The organism is Nocardioides sp. B129/18 (assembly GCF_055282735.1).
On the sequence record NZ_JBUZJI010000022.1, the window covers coordinates 46,027 to 67,249 of the forward strand.

General features: G+C 73.1%; 19 protein-coding genes. 5 read left to right on the forward strand and 14 right to left on the reverse strand.

Annotation, left to right across the window (positions count from 1 at the left end):
* The 3 genes from ACZDWJ_RS15070 to ACZDWJ_RS15080 form a co-directional block, all read left to right on the forward strand.
* Window positions 1-1,706, forward strand: a 1,706-nt coding sequence (locus tag ACZDWJ_RS15070) for a heavy metal translocating P-type ATPase (RefSeq protein WP_463522090.1), incomplete at its 5' end; no start/stop codon positions are given.
* 22 nt (window positions 1,707-1,728) lie between these two features.
* Entirely contained in the window at window positions 1,729-2,619 is an 891-nt protein-coding gene (locus ACZDWJ_RS15075) for an alpha/beta hydrolase fold domain-containing protein (protein ID WP_463522092.1), read from the forward strand.
* Window positions 2,620-2,953: 334 nt separating this feature from the next.
* Window positions 2,954-4,051, forward strand: coding sequence for an SPFH domain-containing protein (locus ACZDWJ_RS15080; protein WP_463522094.1), 1,098 nt, complete (start codon window positions 2,954-2,956; stop codon window positions 4,049-4,051).
* Between the two features lie 92 nt (window positions 4,052-4,143).
* On the opposite strand, the gene ACZDWJ_RS15085 is transcribed toward ACZDWJ_RS15080, so the two are convergent.
* The 8 genes from ACZDWJ_RS15085 to ACZDWJ_RS15120 all read right to left on the reverse strand — a co-directional run bounded on the left by ACZDWJ_RS15085 (window position 4,144) and on the right by ACZDWJ_RS15120 (window position 12,693).
* The gene (locus tag ACZDWJ_RS15085) at window positions 4,144-5,601 is read right to left on the reverse strand and encodes a PepSY-associated TM helix domain-containing protein (protein ID WP_463522096.1); all 1,458 of its coding nucleotides are present in this window, start codon (window positions 5,599-5,601) and stop codon (window positions 4,144-4,146) included.
* A 165-nt stretch (window positions 5,602-5,766) separates the two neighbouring features.
* On the reverse strand, window positions 5,767-6,468 hold the full coding sequence (locus ACZDWJ_RS15090) for a hypothetical protein (protein ID WP_463522098.1): 702 nt from the start codon (window positions 6,466-6,468) through the stop codon (window positions 5,767-5,769).
* 321 nt (window positions 6,469-6,789) lie between these two features.
* Window positions 6,790-7,479, reverse strand: coding sequence for a response regulator transcription factor (locus ACZDWJ_RS15095; RefSeq protein ID WP_463522100.1), 690 nt, complete (start codon window positions 7,477-7,479; stop codon window positions 6,790-6,792).
* 39 nt (window positions 7,480-7,518) lie between these two features.
* Window positions 7,519-7,686, reverse strand: a complete 168-nt coding sequence (locus tag ACZDWJ_RS15100) for a hypothetical protein (protein WP_463522102.1) — start codon at window positions 7,684-7,686, stop codon at window positions 7,519-7,521.
* Window positions 7,687-7,844: 158 nt separating this feature from the next.
* Window positions 7,845-8,252 (reverse strand): hypothetical protein, encoded by a 408-nt coding sequence (locus ACZDWJ_RS15105; RefSeq protein ID WP_463522104.1) that lies wholly within the window; start codon window positions 8,250-8,252, stop codon window positions 7,845-7,847.
* A 9-nt stretch (window positions 8,253-8,261) separates the two neighbouring features.
* Window positions 8,262-8,930 carry a class I SAM-dependent methyltransferase gene (locus ACZDWJ_RS15110; RefSeq protein ID WP_463522106.1) on the reverse strand — a complete coding sequence of 223 codons (669 nt, stop codon included), beginning with the start codon at window positions 8,928-8,930 and terminating at the stop codon, window positions 8,262-8,264.
* A gap of 160 nt (window positions 8,931-9,090) precedes the next feature.
* Window positions 9,091-11,298 (reverse strand): 3-hydroxyacyl-CoA dehydrogenase NAD-binding domain-containing protein, encoded by a 2,208-nt coding sequence (locus ACZDWJ_RS15115; RefSeq protein ID WP_463522108.1) that lies wholly within the window; start codon window positions 11,296-11,298, stop codon window positions 9,091-9,093.
* Window positions 11,299-11,481: 183 nt separating this feature from the next.
* A complete protein-coding gene (locus ACZDWJ_RS15120) occupies window positions 11,482-12,693 on the reverse strand; it encodes an acetyl-CoA C-acetyltransferase (protein ID WP_463522110.1) in 1,212 nt (403 codons plus the stop codon).
* Window positions 12,694-12,748: 55 nt separating this feature from the next.
* On the opposite strand from ACZDWJ_RS15120, the gene ACZDWJ_RS15125 reads away from it, so the two are divergent.
* Complete coding sequence (locus tag ACZDWJ_RS15125; protein WP_463522112.1) at window positions 12,749-13,552, forward strand: MerR family transcriptional regulator; 804 nt, start codon at window positions 12,749-12,751, stop codon at window positions 13,550-13,552.
* Between the two features lie 81 nt (window positions 13,553-13,633).
* Window positions 13,634-14,569, forward strand: coding sequence for an NAD(P)H-binding protein (locus ACZDWJ_RS15130; protein WP_463522114.1), 936 nt, complete (start codon window positions 13,634-13,636; stop codon window positions 14,567-14,569).
* Here ACZDWJ_RS15130 and ACZDWJ_RS15135 read toward each other — a convergent pair.
* From ACZDWJ_RS15135 to ACZDWJ_RS15160, 6 genes are all read right to left on the reverse strand, one after another.
* The gene (locus ACZDWJ_RS15135) at window positions 14,509-15,618 is read right to left on the reverse strand and encodes a cytochrome d ubiquinol oxidase subunit II (protein WP_463522116.1); all 1,110 of its coding nucleotides are present in this window, start codon (window positions 15,616-15,618) and stop codon (window positions 14,509-14,511) included. The two genes, ACZDWJ_RS15130 and ACZDWJ_RS15135, sit on opposite strands and share 61 nt — an antisense overlap.
* Window positions 15,615-17,078 carry a cytochrome ubiquinol oxidase subunit I gene (locus ACZDWJ_RS15140; protein ID WP_463522118.1) on the reverse strand — a complete coding sequence of 488 codons (1,464 nt, stop codon included), beginning with the start codon at window positions 17,076-17,078 and terminating at the stop codon, window positions 15,615-15,617. Before ACZDWJ_RS15140 ends, ACZDWJ_RS15135 begins: the two co-directional genes overlap by 4 nt.
* Before the next feature lie 86 nt (window positions 17,079-17,164).
* Window positions 17,165-17,878: a CPBP family glutamic-type intramembrane protease gene (locus tag ACZDWJ_RS15145; protein ID WP_463522120.1), complete on the reverse strand. Its 714-nt coding sequence runs from the start codon at window positions 17,876-17,878 to the stop codon at window positions 17,165-17,167.
* 104 nt (window positions 17,879-17,982) lie between these two features.
* The gene (locus ACZDWJ_RS15150; protein WP_463522122.1) at window positions 17,983-18,177 is read right to left on the reverse strand and encodes a CsbD family protein; all 195 of its coding nucleotides are present in this window, start codon (window positions 18,175-18,177) and stop codon (window positions 17,983-17,985) included.
* Window positions 18,178-18,314: 137 nt separating this feature from the next.
* The gene (locus ACZDWJ_RS15155) at window positions 18,315-19,763 is read right to left on the reverse strand and encodes a flavin-containing monooxygenase (RefSeq protein ID WP_463522124.1); all 1,449 of its coding nucleotides are present in this window, start codon (window positions 19,761-19,763) and stop codon (window positions 18,315-18,317) included.
* A 167-nt stretch (window positions 19,764-19,930) separates the two neighbouring features.
* A complete protein-coding gene (locus ACZDWJ_RS15160; RefSeq protein ID WP_463522126.1) occupies window positions 19,931-21,088 on the reverse strand; it encodes a CaiB/BaiF CoA transferase family protein in 1,158 nt (385 codons plus the stop codon).
* Between the last annotated feature and the right edge of the window lie 135 nt (window positions 21,089-21,223).

The window sequence follows — 21,223 nt, forward strand, 5'->3', positions numbered from 1 at the left end:
CGAGGGCGCGGCCTGCGCCGAGGCGCGACGCCCTGGTCTCCGCGGCCACCGTCGCGAGCCTGGTGCTGCGCGAGAACGTCGTCGCGCTCACCGTCCTGTGGCTGCTCAACATCGGCGAGTACCTCCAGGACCTCACCCTGCGCCGCACCCGGCGCGCCATCCGCGACCTCCTCACCGGCGCCCAGGCCGACGCTTGGGTGCTCGACGCCGACGGCACCGAGCGGCTCGTCGACATCGACGCGCTGCGCGTCGGCGACCACGTCGTCGTCCACCAGCACGTCGCGATCCCGGTCGACGGCGTGGTCGTCGAGGGCGACGCCGTCGTCGACCAGTCCGCGATCACCGGCGAGACCCTCCCGGTGGCCGTCCCCGTGGGCACCCACGTGCACGCCGGCACGGTCGTCATGCGGGGCCGGCTGGTGGTGCGGGCCGAGGCCGTCGGCCGCGACACCGCCATCGGCCGCGTCATCACCCGCGTCGAGGAGGCCCAGGAGGACCGCGCCCCGGTGCAGACCGTCGGCGAGGGCTTCTCGCGTCGCTTCGTCCCCGGCTCCTTCGCCCTGGCCGCGGCCACCTTCGTCGTCACCCGCGACGTGCGCCGCGCCATGACGATGCTGCTCATCGCCTGCCCGTGCGCGGTCGGCCTCTCCACGCCCACCGCCATCAGCGCGGCCATCGGCAACGGCGCGCGCCGCGGCATCCTCATCAAGGGCGGCTCCCACCTCGAGGCCGCCGCCCGGGTCGACGCGGTCGTCTTCGACAAGACCGGCACCCTCACGGTCGGGCGTCCGGTGGTCACCAACGTCGTCTCCTTCGACGACGCCTGGGAGCCCGAGCAGGTGCTGGCCTACGCCGCCAGCTCGGAGATCCACTCCCGGCACCCGCTCGCCCAGGCCGTCATCCGCTCCACCGAGGAGCGGCACATCGCGATCCCCCAGCACGAGGAGTGCGAGGTGCTGCTCGGCCAGGGCATGCGCACGATCGCCGACGGCCGGGTGCTGCTGCTCGGCACGCTCGCGCTGCTCCAGGGCCAGGGCGTCGCGGTCACCGACGACGCGCTCGGCTGGCTCCGGCGGCTGCAGGACCAGGCCGAGACGCCGCTGCTGCTGGCCGTCGACGGCCGCCTCACCGGCCTGATCAGCCTGCGCGACACCGTGCGACCTGAGGCGCGGGCCGTCGTCGAGGCGCTGCGCGCCGACGGCGTCCGGAGCATCGTCATGCTCACCGGCGACCACCCGCGCGTGGCCGAGGCGGTCGCCCGCGAGCTCGGCATCGAGGAGTGGCACGCGGAGGTGCTGCCCGAGCACAAGCAGGACCTCGTCCGAGCGCTGCAGGAGCGCGGGCACGTGGTGGCGATGGTCGGCGACGGCACCAACGACGCGCCGGCGCTGGCCCTGGCCGACGTCGGCATCGCGATGGGCATCGGCGGCACCGACGTCGCCCTGGAGGCCGCCGAGATCGCGCTGGCCGGCGACGACCTCGGCCGGCTCCTCGAGCTGCGCGACCTCTCGCGGGAGGCCGTGCGCGTCATCCGCCAGAACTACGGCATGGCGATCGCCGTCAACGCCGCCGGCCTGGTCGTCGGTGCGGGCGGAGCGCTCTCGCCGGTCGTCGCGGCGCTGCTGCACAACGCCTCCTCGATCGCGGTCGTCGCGAACTCCAGCCGGGTCACCCGCTACCGGCTGGACGACGACGCCGGCGCGTGACGCCGCGGCCTACTGTCGGCACATGGTGACTCCTCAGCTGCCCGTGCCGGTGGCGCGGACGATGGTCCGCCTGGCGCTGCGTCCCGCCCTCGGGCCGACGGTTCCGGTGGCCCGGCAGCGGCGGCTGCTGGAGCTGGTCGCCCGGGTGATCCCCACCCCGTCGCCGGTGCGGGTCGCCCCCACCACGCTGGGCGGGCGTCCGGCCGACGTCGTCAGCGGGCCGGTGAGCGACCCCGACCGCGCGATCCTGTACCTGCACGGCGGCGGCTTCACCGTCGGCTCCCCCCGCACCCACCGCGCGCTCGCCGCCCACCTGGCGGCCACCGCCGGGGCCGCCGTGCACGTGCTCGCCTACCGGATGGCGCCCGAGGACCCCCACCCGGCGGCGCTCGAGGACGCCGAGGCGGCCTTCGCCGAGCTCACCGCGCGCGGCCTGCGGGTGGCCGTGGCCGGCGACTCCGCCGGCGGCGGTCTCGCCCTCGCCCTCGCGATGCGCCTGCGGGACGCCGGGGGTCCCACGCCCACGGCCCTCGCGCTGGTCTCCCCCTGGGCCGACCTGACGCTCGACGGCGTCACCGAGGACCCCCGCGACCCGCTCCTCACCCGCGCCTGGCTGCAGGCGTGCGCGTCGCGGTACGCCGGCCCCGACGGGCCCCCGCTCGACGACCCCGTCCTCTCGCCGCTGCACGGCGACCTCGCCGGGCTGCCGCCGACGCTCGTGCACGGGGCCGAGCAGGAGATCCTCCTCGGCGACGTCGAGCGGCTCGTCCGCGCCCTGGAGCGTGCCGGCACGCCCACCACCTACCGCCGCCTCGACGGCGTCTGGCACGTCGTGCACCTGCAGGCCGGCTCGCTCGCGCCGGCCACCGACGCGGTCGCCGATCTCGGACGCTTCCTGCGTCGGCACGCCTGAGAGGGCCGAGGGCGCCGGGGAGCGACTGAGGGCCTCAGGGCTCGCACGCCCACGGGGCCGTCGGGGCTCCCGCCGCGGACGGCGGGCGCGCGGCCCCTGCCTCTCGGCCGGGGCCGCGCTGCTCGATCACCCCAGACGGGTGGACACCACCACCCGTGAGTGGTGAGTCGCCGAGCCATCTCCAGACCATCACGGCGGGCTCCCGGACCGAACACCTTTCAGGGTGGCCGGGGGGCGTGGAGTCGGTCATGCTTCCTCCACGAGCCTTCGCGGCGGCGCGGAGCATCTCTCGGAAACGGAGTCCGGATTGATCCCCCTGCTCATCCTCCTCGGCGTGGTGGTCCTGCTCGTGCTGCTCTCGGTGCGCACGGTCGACCAGGCGCACGTCGGCGTCGTCACGATGTTCGGCAAGTACCGCCGGGTGCTGGGCCCCGGACTCAACTTCGTCATCCCGGTGCTGGAGAGCATCCACTCCAAGGTGCCGGTGCAGAACCAGACCGCGCAGCTGCAGTTCGCCGCGATCACGCGCGACCAGGCCAACGTCCACTTCACCGCGACGATCATCTACACCGTCTCCGACCACCAGGCCGAGACGATCCAGCGCGTCGCCTTCGCCTTCATCGACGCCCGGGCGTTCGGCATCGCGCTCACCAGCGCCGTCGAGGCCTCGGTGCGCGAGTTCGTCGCCACCAAGCTGCAGGCCGACGTGCTCGGCCTGCGCGGCACGATCGTGGCCCACGCCAAGGAGTCCCTCGACGAGCAGCTCGCGTCGTGGGGCTACACCCTCATCGACCTCACGGTGAACGACATCGCCTTCGACGGCGAGGTCATGGCGTCGATGTCGCGCGTGGTCGCGGCGAAGAACGCCCAGACCGCCGCGGAGTTCGAGGGCCAGGCGCTGCTCATCCGCCGCACCAAGGAGGCCGAGGCCGAGGGCGCGGCCATCAAGATCGCCGCGCAGAACGAGGCCGAGGCCGCCCGCCTGCGCGGTGAGGGCCTGGCGGCCTTCCGCCGCGCGCTGGCCGCCGGCTTCGCCGAGGCCGCCGACGAGCTGGCCGCCCAGGGCGTCGACCCCGGCGTCCTGTCCTTCCAGATGTGGACCGAGACGCTGCGCGACGTCGCCAAGGACGGCGTCGGCAACGTGGTGTTCTTCGACGGCTCCTCCGAGGGCTACGAGCAGACGCTGCGGCGCATGCAGGGCCTCACCGCCCTCGACGCCCTGGACCCGGCGCTGGTCGAGGAGGCTCGCAAGCGGGTCGCCGAGCGCGAGGCCCGGCAGAAGAAGAAGCCCCGGCCCGCGCCCAACCCCGACGTCATCGCGGCGGTGCAGTCCGGCGTCCCGGCCGAGGCACCGCTGCCGCGCGACGCCGGCACGATCAGCGAGGACGGCCGCTGGATCTGGAACGGCACCACCTGGATCGCCCGGGGCTGAGCGCCCCGGACGACTCAGACGAGCCAGACGACGAGGGCCCGGCACCGCTCGCGGTGCCGGGCCCTCGCCTCTCCTCGCGAGGCTCAAGGACCTCAGGCGACGTCGAACCACTGCGCGAGCGCCGGGATCCGCCGCAGCACCAGCTGGTCGAGCGCCAGCACCGCGACGAGCGAGAGCCCGAAGAGCGGCAGCACGAGGCCGAGCGCGAGCAGGCCCACCAGCAGCAGCGGGGTGGCGCGCAGCGGCATCCGACCCCGCGGGGCCGCGATGCGGCCCGCGCCCCGCGGCCGGCGGCGCCACCACATCAGCGGGCCGGTGACGCAGGCCGCGATGACGCCGAGGCACATCAGCGCGGCGCCCCAGAACGACCACAGGCCCAGGCTGCGCCCCTCGTGCAGGCCGATGCCCTGGCTGACGACCTTGGCCAGCGTCGGGTAGTCCTCGAAGCCGTAGGTCGAGACCACCTCGCCGCCGAACCGGTCGACGTGCACCGTCCGCTCCTCGCTGGGGGCGTCGAAGGCGTATCCGATGACCGAGTACACGCCGTCCTCGGAGTCGGGCAGGGCGACGGTGAACGGGTGCCGCAGGCCCTCGCGGTCGGCGACCTCGACGGCCGTGTCGACGCTGGCGACGCTGCGCTCCTCCCCGGCCCCCCGGGAGGCCGGGACGTCGGACTTCTGCAGCGCCCAGGGCACGTCGACGGCGTGGCTGTGCGGCAGCGACTCGTCGAGCGTGGAGGTGGGATCGCTGGCCGCGCCCGGGTCGGTGCTCCACAGCGAGGAGCCGCGATCGGTGGCGATCTTCTGCACCTGACCGCCCCAGAACCCCGTCCAGGGCAGGCCGCTCACCAGGAGGAACAGCAGCCCCACCCCGACGAACGCGCCGAGGGTCGCGTGGGTGGCGCGCAGCCGAGGGCTGCCGCGGGTGCCGCGCTCGGCCTGGCGAGCACGCTGCAGGGCGCGACGGCGGGCCCGGCGTCCGCGGACGAAGAGGTAGTAGCCGGTCAGGGACATCACGATCGCCCAGCAGGCGCCGAGCTCGATGAGCGCGTCGCCCCAGGTGCCGGTCATGAGATCGCCGTGGATGCGCACGGCGTACCCCGACAGCGTCGTGTCGGGGTCGAGCGAGCCGAGCACCTTCGGGCCGTGCGGGTCGACGAAGACGTCGCGGGCCGCGCCGTCGGCGGTGACGATCGAGAACCGGCTCGGCTCGTCGTCGGCCTTCGGCTCGGTCATCGACACCACGGTGGCGTCGGGGTAGGCGCCGACGACGGCCGCGAGCTGCGCCGACGCCGGCTGCTCGACGGCCGTGGCCGCCGGGGTGTCGAGCCGCATCAGGTCGGGGTGCATCAGCGGCTCGAGCTGGAAGCGGAAGAGGTGGATCAGGCCGGTCACGGCGAGGACCAGCAGGACGGGCGCGACGAGGAAGCTGGCGAAGAAGTGCCAGCGCCACATGGCGCGGAACAGGCCGGAGCGGGCTCGCTCGCGGTCGGGACGACGGGCCGGTGTCGGCTCGTCGCGATCGCGCGTGGGCGCGACGACGTCGGTCATGGGTGGACTCCGAGGGCGTGGATCCCTCCGGGCGCGCGGGAGCACGACGCCGGAGGCGGACGGGGACGGACCGCGGCTCCGGGAGCGGGTTCCCGGCTCAGCGCGCGGTCGAGCCGACCGAGGGCGTCCGGGCGCAGCAGGGGCGGGACGGACGGGTCGGTGGCCTCAGACCGTCAGCGGTGGACCCCGGCGGACGACGCTGCGGCCCCAGGCCTGCGGCGTCGGCGCTCGGAGGGGGAGCCGCGCGGAGGGGCGCGGCGGCGCGGGGCGCAGGGCCGTCAGCGGCGCCTGGCCCAGCAGCGGCAGGAGGAGGCGTCCCAGACGGGCGCCGGCGAGGGCCAGGAGGACGAGGAGGGCGCGCTCCCCGCGCGCCAGCCACAGGGCGAGGAGCCCGGCGACCGCGAGGTGGGCGGCCATCATCGGGGCGTGCGCGGAGAGGTCCGCGACGAGGTGCGCCAGCGGCAGACCCGGGCGGGGCGGGCCCGACGCGGGGTCGAGGTGGGCGTAGGCGTCCTGCAGCGAGCCGAGGCGTCGACCGTCGACGGACGGCAGCGCCGGCCCGCCGGTGGTCGCGTGGAGCACCGGAGCCGGGTCCCCGCGGTGGCCGGCGGTGACGGTGAGCGCGAGGTGGACGAGGGTCTGGCCGCCGACGAGCAGCACGGCCATCCGCACCGCGCCGGCCGGGCGGGCCAGGGCGACGATGCCGCCGACCATGCTCACCGCCGTCAGCAGGACGAGCACGGCCGGGCCGGGCAGGAGGCCGTCGGCCGACACGTGGCCGGCGACGCCGAGCACGAGGGCCAGCGCCCCCACCGTGCCGCCGCGCGCCACCACGAGGGCGGGGTCGAGGCGGCGGGGGGTCTCCACGGGACCAGATCATCCCATGGGCGACCCGCACGCTCCGGACCAGACCACGTGACCAGACCAGCGGGCGCCCGAGGGTAAGACTTTCGCGCGCCGGTGGGGCTGCGGGCCCTCGGTTGGCCACACTGCTCCCGGCAGTCCTCACGGACCGCCGCAGACGCCCCTCGCGTGGCGTCGTCCTCGGCGCACTCCGGTGCCGCCGAGCCCAGCGGAGGCCCCGGCCTCTGGTACGGCGGCTCTACCTGGGGAGGCGGGGCCGCCGTACGACGGCGCGGTCGGCGCGGGCGGGATCGATCGGTGCGCTCGGGTCAGAGGTCGACGACGTCAGAGGTTGACGACGTCGGAGGCAAGCGGCGCGAGACCGTGCTGCATGCCCCACGCCACCGCCTGGGAGCGTCGGGTGACGCTGATCTTGCGGTAGGCGGTGCGGATGTAGGTCTTCACCGAGTTGATCGAGAGGTAGAGCCGACCGCTGATCTCGGAGTTGGTGAGGCCCTGGGTGACCAGCGAGAGGATCTCGGCCTCGCGGGCGGTGAGGTCGAAGTCGGGGCCGTTGGCGCGGATTGCACGCAGCGGGCCGCGGTCGACGGGCGCGCGCATCGGCAGGGCGGCGTCGTCGCCCTCGCCGCGGTGGACGGCCTCGATCGCGCGGACGAGGTCGTCGGCCGGCAGCGCCTTGGAGAGGTGGCCGGCGAACGCGCCGTAGGAGGCGCCCTCGGCGCGGTCGCGCCAGGAGTGGACGACGGCGCGGGCGCCGCCGAGGCCGACCAGACGCCGCAGCATCTCCTGGCCGTGCTGGGACTGGCGCACCGGCTCGTAGAGCACGACGTCGACGCTGCGGGGGTCGGCCAGCGCGGCGTCGAGCTCGAGCACGACGACGCGCGAGGAGTAGGGGCGCAGCACGGCGCGGGTGCCGGCGGCGGCGACCTCGTAGGTGTCGAGGACGGCGACGCGGACGGGTCCGTCGGCTCCCACGAGGCTGAGGTGGGCTCGGGTCGAGGTCTTCCTGGTCATGCGGTGGTTCTCCTGGTCCGTTGGCGGCGGTGGTGCCGGTCAGCGGAACTCGACGAGGCCGCATCCGCGGCATCGGTACTCGCTGACGGCGACGAGCTCCTCGTACTCCACCCCGGCGAGGGTCCAGTCGTGCGCCGCGACGCCGCTGCAGCGCACGCGGTCGTCCCGGCGGGGGGACGGCGCGGGGCGCAGGGGGGTCGTGGTCACGGGGACTCCGGTCTCGAGGTGGGTCTGGCTGTCGTGGCGGGCAGCACCCACCACTTTCCCCCTCAGCCGGGGTTCACTCCCACCCCTCGACCGGGTGAGGCGCGCCCGATGCGGCCCACCGGCTCCCGCGGCCGTCTCGAGGCCGTCTCGAGGCCGGCTCAGGGGGCCGTCGGGGGGTCCTCGTGGACGACGTCGATGCTCACCGTCGCCGCGGGCGAGCCGTCCCCGAGGACGAGCGCGTCGATGCGCCAGCGTCCGGGCTTGGCGGCGATGGTCTCCCACAGCAGGGCGAGGGTGACGAAGGCGCGGGGGCCGTCGGTGGGCAGCGTCCGCACCTCGAGGTCGCGGTACTGCAGGACGCCGTCGGGGCGGTGGAAGACCAGCCGCAGGGTCTCGACGACGTCGGGAGCGGCGTCGTCGTAGCCCAGGACGATGGGCTGGCCCCACGACGGCCCGGGGTCCTCTGGCGGCGCGCTGATGCCGCCGGCGAAGACGCCCTTGAGGTCGAGCATCCCGTCGTCGTCGACGCCGACCTGCTGGGCGAAGGCGATGTGGGTGATGCGCATGCCGCGAGCCTAGGAAGGCTCGCCAACCGCGAGCACGCCCCAGCGTAGGTGGCCGATCACCCGGCCCGGCCCCGGCGCGAGGTCCTCGGCGTGCTCCTCGAGCACCGCGAGCCCGGCGGCGCGGGCGAGCTCGACGGGGTCGCGGGTGAGGTGGCAGCCGTCGAAGAGCCGGCCCTGGAGCGGGTCGAGCCGCTCCTGCCAGGCCCGCGCCCGGGCCTGCGGCGAGCGGCCGTGCTCGAGCACGTGGACGCGTCCGCCGGGCCGCAGCGCCCGCCGCACCTCCCGCAGCGCGGCGACGGCGTCGGGGATGGTGCACAGCGAGAAGGTGCACAGGACGCTGTCGTAGGAGGCGTCGTCGACCTCGATGCGCTGGCCGTCGAGGCCGACGCGGCGCACCGGCAGGCGCGCCGCCTCCCGGCGTCGCTCCGAGCGACGCCAGGCCACCGGCGAGGGCTCCACGGCGTCGAGGGCGGTGACCGCGTCCGGGAGCATCGGGAGGTTCGGCCCGCTGCCGAAGCCGATCTCGAGCACCCGGCCCTCCAGGCCCCCGCAGACCTCGGCTCGCAGCTCCCGCACCCGGGCGCGGTCGAGGGCGACGTCCACCAGCCGTGGCACCACCTGCGCGGCCCACCAGCCTCGCGTCGTCGTCCCGGAGCCCGGGTCAGCGGTGCCGGCCATCGTCGTCCTCCACAGGATTGGTCAGGGGAAGTTGGGCGTCAGGGCCCCCACGCTCCCCTGACCTTCTAGAAGCTCCCCGGTCAGCCGGGGAGCTTCTGCACGGCACCGGGCCGGCACCCCACGAGGGAGCACCGGCCCGGAGCCGTGATGGAGCAGCCGATCAGGCCGGGAACGACCCGCCGGAGGCGGCGAGGTCGCGCAGCCACGGCGAGGGGCGGAACCGCTCGCCGTAGGCCTCGGCGAGCTCGTCGGCGCGGGCCACGAAGGCAGCCAGGCCGATGGTGCCGTCGGCGCCCTCGTATCCGGTCATGAACTGCGCGGCGCCGCCGGTCATGGGCGGGAAGCCGATGCCCATGATCGAGCCGATGTTGGCCGCGGCCGCGGAGGTGATGACGTCCTCCTCGAAGCACTTCGCGGTCTCGATCGCCTCGGCGAAGAGCATGCGGTCCTGCACGTCGGCGAAGGGCACCTGCTCCTCGGAGATCGGGAAGACCTCCGCGAGGCCGCTCCACACCGAGCCGCGCTTGCCGGCCTCGTCGTAGTCGAAGAAGCCCTTGCCCTTCAGGCGCGAGGGGCGCTCGATCTCGATCATCTTCTCGACGACCTTGATGCCGGGGTGCTCGTCGAACGGCGTGCCGTCGCGCTCGGCGGCGTCGCGGCTGGCCTTGGCGATCTTGGCCATGAGCTCCATGTTGAGCTCGTCGGTCAGCTGCAGCGGGCCGACGGGGTAGCCGGCCTGGGTGGCCGCGCGCTCGATGGAGTAGGGGCGGACGCCCTCGGCGACCATCGCCAGGCCCTCGTTGACCATCGTGCCGATGACGCGCGAGGTGTAGAAGCCACGGCTGTCGTTGACGACGATCGGGGTCTTCTTGATCTGCTGGACGACGTCGTAGGCCTTGGCGAGGGCGACGTCGGAGGTCTCCTTGCCGCGGATGATCTCGACCAGCGGCATCTTGTCGACCGGGGAGAAGAAGTGCAGGCCGATGAAGTCGGCCGGACGGTCGATGCCGCCGGCGAGCTCGGTGATCGGCAGCGTCGAGGTGTTCGAGCACAGCAGCGCGTCGGGGTTGACGTGCGGGGCGATCTCGGCGAACACCTTCTGCTTCAGCGACGGGTCCTCGAAGACGGCCTCGATGACCAGGTCGCAGCCGGCGAGGGCGGCGGGGTCGGACGTCGCGGTGATCCGGTCGAGCAGCTCGGCGGACTTCTCCTCGGTGAGCTTGCCGCGGCTGACGGCCTTGGCGTTGATCTTCGCCGAGTAGTCCTTGCCCTTGGCGGCGGCCTCGTCGGTGACGTCCTTGAGGACCACCTGCATGCCGGCGCGGGCGCAGGAGTAGGCGATGCCGGCGCCCATCATGCCGGCGCCGAGGACGCCGACCTTCTGCGCGCGGTAGGGCTCGATGCCCTGCGGGCGCAGCGAGCCGGAGTTGATGGCCTGCAGGTCGAAGAAGAACGCCTGGATCATGTTCTTCGAGCCCTGGTTGACGATGAGGCTCGTCAGGTACCGCGACTCGATGCGCGAGGCGGTGTCGAAGTCGCGGTTGGCGCCCTCGACGGCCGCGGACAGGATCGCGCGGGCGGCGGGGTAGAGCGCGCCCTTGGTCTGCTTGCGCAGCAGCGCCGGGAAGGCGGGCAGGAAGCCGGCCAGCGCGGGGCTCTTGGGCGAGCCGCCGGGCATCTTGTAGCCCTTGGCGTCCCACGGGTTCTGAGCGGCCTCGGGGTTGGCCTTGATCCACGCCTTGGCGGCGGGCACGAGCTCCTCGCGGGAGGCGACGAGCTCGTCGATGAGGCCCTTCTCCTTGGCCGCGGCGGGCTTGAAGCGGGTGCCGGTGAGCAGCACCTCCATGAGGCCGGTCTGCAGGCCGAGGAGGCGGACGATGCGGGTGACGCCGCCGCCGCCGGGCAGCAGGCCCAGCTGCGACTCCGGCAGGCCGATCTCGACCTTGGGGTCGTCGACGGCGATGCGGTGGTTGGTGGCCAGGCAGATCTCGAAGCCGCCGCCGAGGGCGGCGCCGTTGATCGCGGCGACGACGGGACGCGGGAAGCGCTCGAGGCGGCGCAGGGCGGCCTTGACGTCCTCGGCCATGGCGAAGACCGACGCGGCGTCGTCCTTCGTGGTGGTGACCATGCCCTTGAGGTCGCCGCCGGCGAAGAAGGTCTTCTTCGCCGAGGCGACGACGACGCCGGTGACGCTCTTCTCGTCCTCGGCCAGCTCGTCGTGGAGACGGTCGACGACGGCCTTCATCGAGGAGATGTAGAGGTCGTTCATGGTGTTCGCCGACTGGTTCGGGTCGTCGAGGGTGAGGGTGACGATGCCGTCGGCGTCCTTCTCGTAGCGCACGGCCGTCTGCTCGGTGGTGGTGCTCATCTGGGTCCTGTTCTGTGGAGATCCCGGCGGGCGCTGGGCGCCGTCGGCCGGAGTGGCGTGGGGGGCGGGGTGGTCGTCGTCGGAGCCCGGGTCACCGGGTCTCGACACGCTCGGTCGCGACCTCGTGCCTCGGTCGCGCTCGCTGCTCGACCACCGAGGAGCTGGTCTGGGCTCGTTCCTCGCTCAGACCAGCTCGACGATCGTGGCGATGCCCATGCCGCCACCGACGCAGAGCGTGGCCAGGCCGCGCTTGAGGTCGCGACGGGCGAGCTCGTCGACGAGGGTGCCGAGGATCATCGCGCCGGTGGCGCCCAGCGGGTGGCCCATGGCGATCGCGCCGCCGTTGACGTTGGTGATCTCGTGGCTGATGCCCATGTCGCGCATGAACCGCATGGCGACGGCGGCGAAGGCCTCGTTGATCTCGAACAGGTCGATGTCCTTGGTCTCCAGGCCGGCCTTGGCCAGCGCCTTGCGGGCGGCCGGGGCGGGACCGGTGAGCATGATGACCGGGTCGGCGCCCGAGACGGCCATCGAGACGATGCGCGCGCGGGGGGTCAGGCCGAGGTCGGTGCCGGCCTTCTCGCTGCCGATGGCCATGAGCGCGGCGCCGTCGACGATGCCCGAGGAGTTGCCGGCGTGGTGGACGTGGTTGATCTTCTCCAGCCAGTGGTACTTCTCCAGCGCGACGTCGTCGAAGCCGGCGTCGCGACCCAGGTCGGCGAAGGACGGCTTGAGGCCGGCCAGGCCCTCGGGGGAGGTGTCGGGGCGGATGGTCTCGTCGTGGTCGAGCACGGTGAGGCCGTTGACGTCCTTGACCGGGATGACGGCCTCGGAGAAGTAGCCGTTGGCCCACGCCTTGGCGGCGCGGTGGTGGGACTCCGCGGCGTAGGCGTCGACGTCGTCGCGGCTCCAGCCCTCGATGGTGGCGATGAGGTCGGCGCCGATGCCCTGCGGGACGAAGCCGGCCTTGAAGGCGGTGGCGGGGTCGGAGGCCCACGCGCCGCCGTCGGAGCCCATGGGCACGTTGCTCATCGACTCCACGCCGCCGGCGAGGATGAGGTCCTCCATGCCGCCGCGGATGCGGGCGGCGGCCTGGTTGACGGCCTCGAGGCCCGAGGCGCAGAAGCGGTTGAGCTGCACGCCCGCGACGGTGTCGGGGTAGCCGGCGGCCAGCGCGGCCGTCTTGGCGATGTCACCGCCCTGCTCGCCGATCGGCGAGACGACGCCGAGCACGACGTCGTCGACGGCGTTCGGGTCGAGGGAGGGGTTGCGGGTCTTGATCTCGTCGAGCAGGCCGACGACGAGGTCGACGGGCTTGACCTCGTGCAGCGAGCCCGCGGCCTTGCCCTTGCCGCGCGGCGTGCGGATGTGGTCGTACACGAATGCTTCTGCCATGACCGTCCTTGAGGAAGTGCGGGGTGTGTGGCTCGATTGTGACACTATTGGTGTCATGGTCAAGCAGCAGTCGCCGGATGAGACGCTCGAGCCCCGCGGGGCCGGCGGCGATCCGCGCCCCGGCTCCTCCGCGCCCGGCGCCCCCCTGCTGACCCTCGAGGAGCTCACCCAGCGCGTGGGCCTCAGCGTGCGCAACATCCGCTTCTACACGACCAAGGGCCTGGTGCCGCCGCCGATCCGCCGCGGCCGCAGCGGCTACTACTCCGCCGACCACGTGGCCCGCCTGGAGCTGGTCAAGGACCTCCAGGGCCACGGCTTCACGCTCTCGGCCATCGAGCGCTACCTCGCGGCGATCCCGTCGGACGCCGGCACCGAGGACATCGCACTGCACCGCACGATGCTCGCGCCCTGGCAGGCCGACACCACCCAGGAGATGAGCCGCGAGGAGCTCGACCGTCGCGCCGGACGCCCCCTCTCCGACTCCGACCTCGAGACCCTCACCGCGCTCGGCGTCGCGCTGCGCACCAAGCGGGGCCGCTACCAGGTCTCGACGACCCAGCTCACCGTCGGCCTGGGCCTGGTCGACCTCGGCTTCCCCACCGAGGCCGCCATCGCCGCCGCCGACGTCTACACCGCCCACGGCCGCCAGCTGGCCAAGGAGCTCAACGACCTCTTCCGCACCGTCGTCTGGCCGGCCTACAAGGAGGCCGGCGCGTCCCCGGAGACGATCCGCGAGATGGTCGAGCGCCTCAAGCCGCTCTCGATCGCCAGCCTCGTGGCGGCCTACGAGGCCGCCATGGACGAGACCCGTCGCGAGCGCATCGCGGCCCGGGCGCGCGACGGCCGCGCGTCCGGCTGATCCTCACCCGATCCGGCCGCTCCTGCGCCGACTCCCCCTTCGAGGGACGACACCCGCCCAGGCGTGACCTACCGTCGAGGTGTGAGCACCGACGACACCGCACGCCCCACTCCCGGCCGGGTGCTGGTCACCGGCGCCACCGGCTTCGTCGGGCGCCGCCTGGTGCCGGGCCTGCTCGAGGCCGGCCACGAGGTCCGGGCGATGACCCGACGCCCCTTCGACTACGACGGCCCCGCCGACGCCGTCTACGGCGACGTCGGCGAGCCCGACTCCCTGGCCGAGGCCCTGGCCGGCTGCGACGTCGCGATCTACCTCGTGCACGCCCTCGACGATCACGACTTCGAGCGCAAGGACGCCGACGCCGCCCGGGCCTTCGGGCAGGCCGCCTCCGACGCCGGCGTGCGCCAGATCGTCTACCTCGGCGGCCTCGGCTCCGACGACGACCACGACCTCAGCCCGCACCTGCGCTCACGGCGCGAGGTCGAGACGCTGCTCGCGCAGGCCGGCGTGCCGGTCACCGTGCTGCGTGCGGCCATCGTCGTCGGCGACGGCGGCATCTCCTGGGAGATGACCCGCCAGCTGGTCCACCACCTGCCGGCGATGGTCGTCCCACGGTGGGCGGCCACCCGCACCCAGCCGATCGCGATCGACGACGTCGTCCGCTACCTCGTAGGCGTGGTCGGCCACGACGACGCCCTGGGCCGCACCTTCGACATCGGCGGCGCCGACCAGCTCTCCTACCGCGGCATGCTGCAGGAGGCCGCGCAGGTGATGCGCGGACGCCGGATCCCGATCATCCAGCTGCCGGTGGGCACCCCGCTGCTCTCGCAGTACTGGATCAAGATGATCACCGGCGTCGACGTCGTCACCGCCGGCAACCTCATCGAGTCGATGCGCACCGAGGTCGTGCAGCGCGACACCTCGATCCGCCAGGTCGTCCCGGGCGAGCCGCTGTGCTACGCCGAGGCCGTGCGTCGCGCGCTCGCCGAGGCCGACTCCGCCGCCGTCCCCGCCTGAGCCGCTTCCGGTCCGCCGTGGCCGGCCGCTCCCCCGCCGTGCGCGGCTCGGTGGTCGGTCTGGGTCAGCCAGAGCAGCGCGGCCAGGCACGGCAGCACGATGACGCCGGCGATGAGCACGGCGATCAGCAGCGCTGCCTGCGTGGCCGACGCCCCCGCCGCCTCGCTGATCGTGGCGTGGCCGACCAGCAGCCAGGGGTACTGGCCGATGCCCCACCCGGAGAGCACCGCGAGCACCGCCACCACCGCGGGCACCCGCGCGAGCGAGGCCCGGTGCGTCAGCAGCAGCCCCATCGTCGCGACGCCCGCGGCCAGGGCGACGACGATGACCGGCAGCGCGCGGCCGGTGAGGCCGGCCCACAGCACGGGGGCGTCGTCGTGCAGCGGGATGAGTCCGGCCACCACCGCGACGCCGGTGACGCCGCCGACGACGAGGGTGCGGCGCCGCAGCCAGGCGCCGAGCTCGGCCTCCCCGCCACGCACGGCGTCGGCGGTGAGGAAGACGCCCGCGAGGAAGGCGCAGGTGCCGACCGCGACGACGCCGCCCACCAGGGAGGTCGGGTTGATCCAGGAGCCCAGACGGTCGCCGCGCTCGTCGAAGGGCACCCGGCCCGAGGCGATCGCGCCGGCCACGGTGCCGAGGAAGAACGGCGTCAGCACCGAGGAGAGCGCGAAGACCGCGCCGAAGAACCGCGCCTGACGCAGGTCGGCGGCGTGCTTGCGGAAGGCGAAGGCCGCACCCCGCAGGACGATGCCCAGCAGCGCGAGGAGCATCGGGATCATCAGGGTGTCCATGGCCGCGGCGAAGGCCCGCGGGAAGCCGGTCCACCACACGACCATCACGAAGATCAGCCACACGTGGTTGGCCTCCCACACCGGGCCGAGGCTGTGGTCGACGCGGGTGCGCAGCGCGGCCCCGCGGCGGGCGTCGCCGGCGGTGAGGTCGTAGAGTCCGGAGCCGAAGTCGGCGCCGCCGAAGACGGCGTAGGCCAGGACGCCGGTGAACAGGGCCGCAGCGACCAGCACGTCGGTGCCGATGCCGAGGATCATCGGCCCGCTCCGACCGGCTCGCGGTCGCCCTCGCCCGGGGTCGCGGGCTCGGGGCCGTAGGGCGAGGGCAGGTCCTCCTCGCCCGCGCGCCAGCGGCGGGCCATCGAGCGCAGCACGACCACGGCGCCGATCGTCATCGAGGCGTAGAGCACGACGCTGAAGCCGTAGAGCCACCACAGCCCGGGGTTGTCGCCGGCGGCCTCCGTGGTGCGCATGACGCCGTAGACGATCCAGGGCTGGCGACCGACCTCGGTGGCCACCCAGCCGGCCTCGAGGGCGACGACGGCCAGCACGCCGGAGAGCGCCATCAGCCGCAGGAACGGGCGGTGCAGCCGCTGGGCGGGGTCGAGCAGGTCGCGACGCCGCCAGCGCAGCAGCCAGTACCCGACGACGAGCGCGGCCAGCAGCGTCCCGATGCCGACCATCGACTGGAAGGCCAGGTGGGTGATGTTGACCGGCGGCCGGTCGGCGGCGGGGATCGTGTCGAGGCCCTGCACGGGCTTGGTGAAGGAGTTGCGGGCGATGATCGAGCCGAGCCCGGGGATGTCGATCGAGCCGCGCACCTTCCCGTCGACCAGGACGCCGCCCAGCCGCAGCGGGGAGGGGCTCTCCGTCTCGGTGGCCAGCTCGAAGGCCGCCAGCTTGGCCGGCTGGGTGCTCGCGACCCGCAGGCCGAGGACGTGGCCGACGAGGGGCTGGGCGAGGGCGGCGGCCGTGGCGAAGCCGAACCCGATGCCGAACCCGAGGCGGTGGTGCCGGTCGTGGCGGCCGCGCAGCATGCCGACGGCGTAGACCGAGGCCACCGCGAAGCCGACGACCATGAACGCCGCCACCCACATGTGCAGGAACTGCAGCCAGACCTGGTCGTTCAGGAAGGCCGCCCAGGGGTCGACGTCGACGACCTTCCCGTCGACGATCCGGAAGCCGGTGGGGTCGTTCATCCAGGCGTTCACCGAGAGCACGCAGAAGGTGCCGAAGACGCCGGCCGCGGCCATCGGCAGCAGCAGCAGCGCGTGCACCTTGGGGTTCAGTCGACCCCAGCCGTAGAGGTACATGCCCAGGAAGATCGCCTCGACGAAGAACGAGAGGCCCTCGAAGGCGAACGGCAGGCCGAGCACGTCGCCGAAGGTGCCCATGAGGCCGGGCCACAGCAGGCCGAGCTCGAAGCTGAGCACCGTGCCGGAGACGGCGCCGATGGCGAACAGGACGCCGGAGACCTTCGACCAGCGTCGGGCCAGCAGCATCGCGCCCTCGTCGCCGCGCCAGGCGCCGCGCCAGTGGGCCAGCAGGATCATCGAGGGGAAGGCGACGCCGAAGCAGGCCAGCACGATGTGCCAGCCCAGCGAAAGCGCCATCTGCTCGCGGGCCGGGAGGAGGCCCGCCGGATCGGAGGAGGCCGTGACCAGCGGCGCGAGCGCCGGATGCGTGACCAGCGCGTTCAGGTCGGGTAGGGAAGCCACGTCTTCGACGCTACGCCGGGGGACGCCCCGGAAGAACCTCTTGTGAACGTCTTCACAAGAGATTCGTGAAAATCTTCACAAGAGGCTCAGGAGAAGATCGCGGGCAGCAGGAAGAGCATCGACAGCGACCACGTCAGGTGCGTGATGATCGGCGCCAGGATGCCCCCGGACGCCCGCCGCTGCAGGCCTGCGACCAGACCCAGGAGCAGGGCCGCGAAGCTCAGCATCACGTTGCCGGTGGCCAGCGTCGCGATCGTGTACGCGACCGTCGTCCACAGCACGGGGTGGCGCGGGATGGCGGCGTAGGCCGCACCGCGGAAGAAGAGCTCCTCGGCGACGCCGTTGATCGCGGTGATGAGCACGAGGATCGGCAGCGAGCCGGCGTTGGCGAGGTCGAGGACGTTGGTGATCTGGTCCTCCAGCGGCTGGAGGAACGAGAGCCCCCGCACCAGCAGCGCGCCGGCGACGAAGACGGCCACCATCGCCGCGCCGAGCGCGAACGGCGGCAGCACCGGACGCTCGAGGCCGCCGGGCCGGTCGAGGTCGGCGATGCGTCCCAGGTGGAGCCGGCCCGACGTGAACGCGCCGGCGATCCAGACTCCGGCGAGCAGCAGCGTCGCGGGATAGAACCAGGCGCTGCCCGGCTCGATGCGCAGGGAGACCGCGAGGACGGCGCCACCGAGCACCAGGAAGCCGGCCGTCACCCACTGCCGCCGGCGCAGGCCGGCGGGGGTGTCGCGCTGGTCGCGCGGGACGACGTCCCACAGCGAGCGGCGCATCAGCGCGGAGAGGGTCCTCACGCGCCCGAGCCTAGGTGGCGACCCGTCGGGTCCGGGGAGGCGACCAGTGATCGATCCCGGACGCACGGACGGGCCGCCCCCAGGAGGGGCGGCCCGTCGCGAGGTCACTTCTTCAGGCCGTCCTTGATGTCCGTGACGGCGTCCTTGACCTTCTCGATGCCGTCCTTGATGGAGGCCTTGGCCTGGTCGCCCTTGCCCTCGGCCTCGAGCTGCTCGTTGCCGGTGGCCTTGCCAGCGGCCTCCTTGCCCTTGCCCGTCAGGTCCTCGGCCTTGTTCGAGATCTTGTCCGCGAAGCCCATTGCTTCCACCTCCATACGGGGCGGATCCGTGTGATCCGCCGACACCCTCAGCCTCGCCAGAGCCCGGGCCGCCCACACTCTCGAAGGGGTGGGCGACCCGGGCTCTCAGGCGATGCTCAGGCTGCTGTCGCAGGTCCTCAGGAGAAGGAGAGGACGCCGTCGTCGATCTTGTCCCGACGGATGGTGCGGATGTCGGTGAGGTAGTTCTGCTTCAGCGCCCACGGGGCGCGGTCGCCCTGGGAGGGCAGGCCGTCCAGCGCACGCTGGATGTAGCCCGAGGCGAGGTCCATGAACGGGCGCTCGCCGACGGACTCGTCACGCACGGGCACGACGACCTTCTTGCCGTGCTCGTCCATGTGGGTCAGCAGGCGGTTGACGTAGTCGGCGACGAGGTCGGCCTTCAGCGTCCACGAGGCGTTGGTGTAGCCGATCGTGTAGGCGAAGTTCGGCACGCCGCTGAGCATGAGCGCCTTGTAGGCCATCGTCGTGGACGGGTCGAGCTTCTCGCCGTCGATGGTCAGCCCGATGCCGCCGAAGAGCTTCAGCTTCAGGCCGGTGGCGGTGACGATGATGTCGGCGTCGAGGTGCTCGCCGGACTCCAGCACGATGCCGGTGGCGTCGAAGGCCTTGATCCGGCCGGTGACGACCGACGCGGTGCCAGCGCGCAGGGCGCGGAACAGGTCGGAGTTCGGCACGACGCACAGACGCTGGTCCCACGGGGCGTAGGGCGGCTGGAAGTTCTCGTCGTAGGAGACGCCCTCGGGCAGCTGGCGCTCGGTGAAGCGGCGCACGAACTTCGTCGCCTGCGCGGGGTAGCGGCGCGCGAGCTGGTAGCTGGCGACCAGGCGCATGACGTTGGTCCAGCGCACGATCGGGTACTTCACCTTGAACGGCAGGAAGTCCAGGCGCTTGGAGAGCTCGTCCTCGCCGGGCTGCGGGAGGATGTAGGTGGGGGTGCGCTGGAGCATCGTGATGTGCTCGGTCGTGCCGGCCATCGACGGCAGGAGGGTGATCGCGGTGGCGCCCGAGCCGATCACGACGACCTTCTTGCCGGTGTAGTCGAGGTCCTCGGGCCAGAACTGCGGGTGCACGATCTGGCCCTGGAAGGCCTCCTCGTCCGGGAACTGCGGACGGTGGCCCTCGTCGTAGTCGTAGTAGCCGGTGGTGCCCCACAGGAAGCTGCAGGTGAGCTCACGCGACTCGCCCTCGACGTCGACCGTGACCGTCCAGCGCGCGCTGGCGGAGTCCCACTCGGCGCCGGTGACCTTGTGGCGGTAGCGGATGAGCCGGTCGACGCCGTGCTCCTCCGCGACCGTGCGCAGGTAGTCGAGGATCAGCGCGCCGTCGGCGAGCGAGGTGTGGCTGGGCCAGGGGCGCCAGCGGTATCCGAAGGTGAACATGTCGGAGTCGGACCGGATGCCGGGGTAGCGGAACAGGTCCCAGGTGCCGCCGCTGGCCTCGCGGGCCTCGAGCACGGCCAGCGTGCGCTCGGGGTGGGCGGACTTCAGCTGGCAGGCGGCGCCGATGCCGGAGAGGCCGGCGCCGACGATCAGCACGTCGACGTGCTGGGGCTCAGTGGTGGGCATGACCCGAGCGTACGCTTATTGACAGATATTCAGCAAGGGGGGTGTGGTGGGGGTCACCTGGCTGCGCCGCGGCCCCAATTACCCGGCTGACCGGGTAACTGACTCCCGTGCGGCGTGTCTCGCAGGTCCGGCGGCTCCAGAACCTGCGAGACACGTCAGACGGGAGCTCAGGCCTGCACGGCGACGCCCCGCGCGAGCAGGTCGTCGACGTCGCCGATCCCCCAGGCCTCGAGGGCTTCGCGGGTGTGCTCGCCCGCGGCCTTGCTCGGCGGCGTCGTGATGGTCGCCGTCGTGCGCGAGAAGCGGGGCGCCGGCTGCGGCTGCACCATCCCGTGGGCCTCGACGAAGGTCTCGCGGGCCACGAGGTGCGGGTGCTGCACGGCCTCGCTGATCGGGACGATGCCGGCCACGCACGCGTCGGTGCCCTCGAAGATCTCGATCCACTCCGCCTGCGTCTTCGAGGCGAAGGTCTCGGCGAACACCGCACGCATCTCGTCGTACCGGTCGAGGTCGGCCTGCCCGGGGCAGGTGTCCTTGACGCCGAGGATCGTCACCAGGGCGTCGAAGAACTGCCCCTCCAGCGCCCCCACCGACATGTGCTTGCCGTCGGAGGTCTCGTAGATGTCGTAGAACGGGACGCCGCCGTCGAGGAGGTTGGCCGCCCGCTCCTCGCGGTAGCCGCCGCTGGCCGCGAAGGCGTTGGTCATCGCGTTGAGGTGGGCGGTGCCGTCGACGATGGCGGCGTCCACGACCTGGCCCTGGCCGCTGACCTTCGCCTCCAGCAGGGCGGCGAGGATGCCGATGACGAGGTAGGTGGAGCCGCCGCCGAAGTCGCCGACGAGGTTCGTCGGGAAGTGCGGTCGGCTCTTGTCCTGGCCCAGCCCGAAGAGCGCGCCGGTGATGGCGATGTAGTTCATGTCGTGGCCGGCCGCCTGCGCCAGCGGACCGTCCTGACCCCAGCCGGTCATCCGGCCGTAGACCAGCCGCGGGTTGACCGCGTGGCAGTCCTCGGGGCCGATGCCCAGCCGCTCGCACACGCCCGGCCGCATGCCCTCGACGAGCACGTCGGCGTCCTTGACCAGCTCGAGCACGACCTTCGCCGCCTCGGGGTCCTTGAGGTTCAGGGCGACGCTCGGCCGGCCGCGGTTGAGCAGCATCGTCGCCCCGCCGGCCAGCATCTGCCCGCCCGGCCGCTCGACGCGGATCACGTCCGCGCCGAGGTCGGCGAGGATCATGCACGCGTGCGGACCGGGACCGATGCCCGCGATCTCGACGACCTTCAGGCCCCGCAGCGGCCCCGTTCCCTGTCCCAGCTCGATGGTCATGTCGCGATCATGACAGAACTACTGTCACAGTGGGACTGGCGCCCAGTTTCATCGGTCAGCCGACGAAACTGGCGGTTGACCGATGAAGCTTCACCGTGCAGGCGCAAGCTTCATCGGTCAACCGATGAAACTTGC

What these genes read in the sequence shown, in the direction of transcription:
- ACZDWJ_RS15075 (WP_463522092.1), top strand. Translation starts at nt 1,729, where the DNA reads ATGGTGACTCCTCAGCTGCCCGTGCCGGTGGCGCGGACGATGGTCCGC.
- ACZDWJ_RS15085 (WP_463522096.1), bottom strand. Translation starts at nt 5,601, where the DNA reads ATGACCGACGTCGTCGCGCCCACGCGCGATCGCGACGAGCCGACACCG.
- ACZDWJ_RS15095 (WP_463522100.1), bottom strand. Translation starts at nt 7,479, where the DNA reads ATGACCAGGAAGACCTCGACCCGAGCCCACCTCAGCCTCGTGGGAGCC.
- ACZDWJ_RS15105 (WP_463522104.1), bottom strand. Translation starts at nt 8,252, where the DNA reads ATGCGCATCACCCACATCGCCTTCGCCCAGCAGGTCGGCGTCGACGAC.
- ACZDWJ_RS15110 (WP_463522106.1), bottom strand. Translation starts at nt 8,930, where the DNA reads ATGGCCGGCACCGCTGACCCGGGCTCCGGGACGACGACGCGAGGCTGG.
- ACZDWJ_RS15115 (WP_463522108.1), bottom strand. Translation starts at nt 11,298, where the DNA reads ATGAGCACCACCACCGAGCAGACGGCCGTGCGCTACGAGAAGGACGCC.
- ACZDWJ_RS15120 (WP_463522110.1), bottom strand. Translation starts at nt 12,693, where the DNA reads ATGGCAGAAGCATTCGTGTACGACCACATCCGCACGCCGCGCGGCAAG.
- ACZDWJ_RS15125 (WP_463522112.1), top strand. Translation starts at nt 12,749, where the DNA reads ATGGTCAAGCAGCAGTCGCCGGATGAGACGCTCGAGCCCCGCGGGGCC.
- ACZDWJ_RS15135 (WP_463522116.1), bottom strand. Translation starts at nt 15,618, where the DNA reads ATGATCCTCGGCATCGGCACCGACGTGCTGGTCGCTGCGGCCCTGTTC.
- ACZDWJ_RS15150 (WP_463522122.1), bottom strand. Translation starts at nt 18,177, where the DNA reads ATGGGCTTCGCGGACAAGATCTCGAACAAGGCCGAGGACCTGACGGGC.
- ACZDWJ_RS15155 (WP_463522124.1), bottom strand. Translation starts at nt 19,763, where the DNA reads ATGCCCACCACTGAGCCCCAGCACGTCGACGTGCTGATCGTCGGCGCC.
- ACZDWJ_RS15160 (WP_463522126.1), bottom strand. Translation starts at nt 21,088, where the DNA reads ATGACCATCGAGCTGGGACAGGGAACGGGGCCGCTGCGGGGCCTGAAG.